Source organism: Streptomyces cellostaticus (assembly GCF_023630175.1).
In the GTDB taxonomy this organism is placed as follows: Bacteria; Actinomycetota; Actinomycetes; order Streptomycetales; family Streptomycetaceae; genus Streptomyces; species Streptomyces cellostaticus_A.
The window spans coordinates 1-4,051 of record NZ_JALLIN010000101.1 but is presented as its reverse complement, the minus strand read 5'-3'; the positions used below and the strand labels follow the sequence as shown (position 1 = coordinate 4,051).

The window sequence follows — 4,051 nt, the reverse complement described above, 5'->3', positions numbered from 1 at the left end:
TTGTTGTCCGGATCCGTCACGCGACCGGGAACGGCCGGCGTGGCGTGTGCGTTGTCGCCGGGGTCGGGACTGGGCTTCGGTGCGGCAGCGGCGGGCGCTGCCTGCAGCAGGCCTCCGGTCAGGGCCGCGCAGGCTGCCACGGCAGCCATGGACACGTGGACTCGTCTTCTGCGTCTCAAGAGAGAGCTTCCCCGTTTCTGGTTGGGAGGTGTCCCCTGCCCGATCGGGGCAGGGCTCGGCCGCCCAACCCCCGGTGGCGGCCGGAGTGTGGACGCGAGTGCGTGGAGGGTCGGCCGGCTGTGGGAGGCGGTGGCGCGGTCTGCGGGCCCGGTCTTCTCCAGGTGGTCCGCTTGCTCTGGAGGCGTGGCGGTGATGGCCAAGTACGCTTCCGGCCCGAGCTGGTGAACCAGTCGCACTTGGCCGCAGGGAGTCGCTGAATCCGGTGGGCGACTTCCTCGATGCGCCCTTGGTCCCGGCCCCGGAGGGCGTGGACGTGCTGCTGGTCCGGCCAGGAGAGGACAGGCCGACGGGAACCCCGTTACGAGTCCTGGGCCAGGGCTTGCGGAGCTGCCAGAACCGCGGAAGCGATCGTGGACAGGGCAAGAGCAGGCAGCCGTCTGCGCATGGCGAAGTTCCCCCGTGCTGAAGGCACAAGGGGGCCACCCGTTGCGGCGTGCGCGTGTGTGGTCCCCGTTGTGCTGAGCGTGTGTTGGTCGTCAGCCCCCGTCCAACCCGCGGATACGGGCAGGCAGTTCCCCAACTGACCGGGAGCAGTCGTCACTCTATTCACACAGTCAGCAGCAGACGCAAGAGCATGGGACTCGAGACGGCAGGGAGGCGATCCGTGCCGGCAAGCAAGCGGAATCGGAGGAACGCAGGGCACCACATGGGATCTACTGCGGAAACGGAACCTGCTGGGCACACGCGGGCCAGGGCAGAAATACAGAGCGCCGCCTGCCGTACGGATGCCGGCGATGCGTGCTGCTCCTCCCGGCGGTGTGCGAGCAGTTGAGGCAGCGCCGGTGGCCGCCGGACTGAAGGGAGCAAGGATCGGGTCCGCCGCCCGGTTGTGACGCATGCTTGTGGCATCTGTGCGTGTGGTGTCTAATGATCATGCGCTCCGCGGCGTGAACGTGACCAGTGCGGGAAGTTCCGTGCGGACGCCCTGGTCGCGAAGTACCCAGGCGGGCCTGGTAGGAGCCGTCGGCAGAGGTCGGCGCCAAGGTGCACCGCTGCTGCGTCTGGGTCCTCACCGACATGGCCGGCCCCCGGCCCTGCGGCCGTCAACCGGGGATAGGGCGACCAGTCCGGGCACACGGTGAGGAACAACTCGGCGGCAGCCGACAACTGCTCCACCGCGGACGGACGGGGCCGAGGAGCAACGCGCCGACGCCAAGGCCATGAGTGTCCGGTGCTCGCCGCCGCTGAGACCGTATGTGAGATCCGCCCTGCGAAGGCAACCCGGCGCGCGCTCCGAGACGATGGTCCGATGGGCCATGATCGGCACAACGGTCCGCCGACCCACCGGGGCGACCCGCCGGCCGGCCTGTCCATGAACCGCTGATCCGGCCGCGGTGACGAGCCGGGATGCCGGTACTGTGCCGTCATGATCCAGGACGTCGTCGACCCGAGGGAGCCCTGGGACGGCGTACGGGTCCGTGCCCGTGTGGCAGCCATGGCCCAGGACGATCCTGGCTGTCGGCGCTTCGGGGCCTCACACCACGGATACCGGCTCCGGACTCCCCTGGCCGAGGAAACGATCCGGTCGTTCGAGCGACAGCACGGTGTCCGGCTCCCCGCCGCCCATCGGAGTTTCCTCAAGGACGTCGCCGACGGAGGGGCGGGGCCGGTCTGCGGCCTCATGGGCCTGATGGAGGAAGCGGACGAGGACGGCGCCCTGCGCGACCTGCGCGGAGAGGATCGGCGTCCGGGCTTCCTGTCCACGCCGTTCCCGTACACCAGCGAATGGCCCGGACCGGGAAAGGGAGGCAGCGCCGACTACTCGGTCGAAGGGAGTCTGGTCATTGCGGAGGTGGGGTGTGGCACGTTCCACCGCTTGGTTGTCACGGGAGGCAGCGCCGGCCAGGTCTGGCTCGACGATCCCGACTGGGGCGGCCTGACCCCGGGGCCGGACTTCCGCGACTGGTATGCAGCATGGCTGGCCACCACCTGACCGCGACTGCCTGAGCCCGGACGGACGAGCCGGTCGGCCGATCTCGAACGCGGTCCGAAGTGGTGCACGTGAAGGGGGATTCCGCCCCTGCGGATGAAGTGGGTGGGCAGCCGCGTCGACCACCGCGGCCCTCCTGGGCCACGGCACGGTCACCTCCAGCGCCCCGGCCCGCTCCCACCGCCCGCTGCCCGGCCGTGCCACGGACGGGTTGAGGACGCTCATGCGCGCGTACACCGATGCCTGAGGCGTCGAAGGCGCCGCATGCGGAGAAGCCGCGGGCCGGTTCGCCGGCAGCGGCCGGCCCGTCATGGGCCGGTTCCCCTGCTTCGGGCCCGGGGTGCCGGTGCCGGGCGGAGCGTCGGGCGCCCTGCGGGGAGCGGCCGACGGCGGACCGTCCACCGGCGGACGGCACGGGCGAGCGGGCGGCTGTGCGGTCAGGCCGCTCGGCCCACCACCGGTACGCCGGCCTCCAGGTACAGGGCGGCCCCCCGCTCCCGGGCGCGCAGGGCCCAGCGCAGCCGCTCGTAGCGCACCGGCGGCAGCATGCCGGCGGCCTCCTGCTCGGTCGCGAAGCGCCAGCCGCGCAGCTCCGGTCCCGGCAGCAGCACCCCGGCCGCCTCGGCGGAGTCCAGCGTGCCCCCGTCGAAGAGCAGACGCAGTCCGCCGTAGCCGGGCGGCGCCGGCCGTTCCCAGTCCACGACCAGCAGCCTGGGCACCTCCCGCAGCCGTATCCCGGTCTCCTCGGCCACCTCGCGCATCCCGGCCCTGGCGGGGGCCTCCCCGCGTTCCACCACCCCGCCGGGGAACTCCCAGCCGGGCTTGTAGGTGGGGTCGACGAGCAGTACCCGGCCCTGCTCGTCGAAGAGCAGCACACCGGCGGCGAGGGTCTCGGTCGTGGGCTCGGGGGTCTGCACGATGTCGGCGGGCCGCGCGGCACCGCTGCCCACGGCCTCGGCGATACGGACGGCCGTCTCGTACGGGGAGAGGCCGCTGGAGTCCACGAGGTGGGCGTCGGCGGTGAGCCAGGAGGCCAGGGCGGCCCGGTAGGACTCGAGGTGGTCGTACGCCCACGGCCGCTGCCCGAGCCGGCCGTCCGACGGGTCCGGCGGGAACTCGCGCCCGGCGGCACGCTCCCGCAGGATCGTTTCGGCCGGGGTGAGCAGCAGATGGCGTACGGGGATCCGGCGGGCCGCGAGACCGCCGAAGATCTCGTCGCGGTACTCCTGGCGCAGCAGGGTCATGGGGACGACGAGCGTGCCGCCCAGCTCCGCGAGCATCGCGGCCGCCGTGTCGATCACCAGTCGGCGCCAGATCGGCAGGTCCTGGAAGTCGCCGGCCTCGGCGAGGTGCTTGGGCGGCAGCAGGTGCGGGAGTGCCGCTCCGATGACCTCGGGGTCGAAGAGCGTGCTGTTCGGGATCAGTTCGATCAGTTCCCGTGCGGTCGTGGTCTTCCCCGCACCGAACGCGCCGTTGATCCAGACGACGGTCACGGACTCCCCCTCTTCTGTTGGCCCCCTGTGGCTTGCCCGCTCCACCCTGCCACGGAAACCACGTCCAGTTGAGGGCGCGCACACGCCAGTGCCGGTGCCTCCCGCGAGGGTGACACCGGCACTTTCACCGGGAGTCCCGGGGCTACTTCTCGCCCCGCGCGTTCTCCGCCACGGCGAGGGCCGCCTGGTTGACCAGGTGGTCGACGTCACCGAGCGTGTTGGAGAGCTTGAGGTCGCGTACGGGCCCCTGCTCCGCGGCGTGGGACGGGGTGACGGCGGCCACGACGAAGCCGGTGGCGAGGGAGGCGATGGCGAGCATGCTGCGCTTCTTCATGCCCCGATCAACTGCCGAACCCCCCTGCGGGTCACGCCGATGACGCGGATTCGC

3 protein-coding genes are annotated in these 4,051 nt (G+C 71.8%); 1 reads left to right on the top strand and 2 read right to left on the bottom strand.

Annotated features, from left to right (window positions below; genetic code table 11):
• The first annotated feature begins 1,606 nt into the window (after nt 1-1,606).
• Entirely contained in the window at nt 1,607-2,173 is a 567-nt protein-coding gene (locus MXD57_RS31080) for an SMI1/KNR4 family protein (protein ID WP_250405557.1), read from the top strand.
• Nucleotides 2,174-2,607: 434 nt separating this feature from the next.
• Here MXD57_RS31080 and MXD57_RS31075 read toward each other — a convergent pair whose 3' ends face one another.
• Nucleotides 2,608-3,663, bottom strand: a complete 1,056-nt coding sequence (locus MXD57_RS31075; protein WP_250405556.1) for an NUDIX hydrolase — start codon at nt 3,661-3,663, stop codon at nt 2,608-2,610.
• Nucleotides 3,664-3,805: 142 nt separating this feature from the next.
• Complete coding sequence (locus MXD57_RS31070; RefSeq protein ID WP_250405555.1) at nt 3,806-3,997, bottom strand: hypothetical protein; 192 nt, start codon at nt 3,995-3,997, stop codon at nt 3,806-3,808.
• Nucleotides 3,998-4,051: the final 54 nt, after the last annotated feature.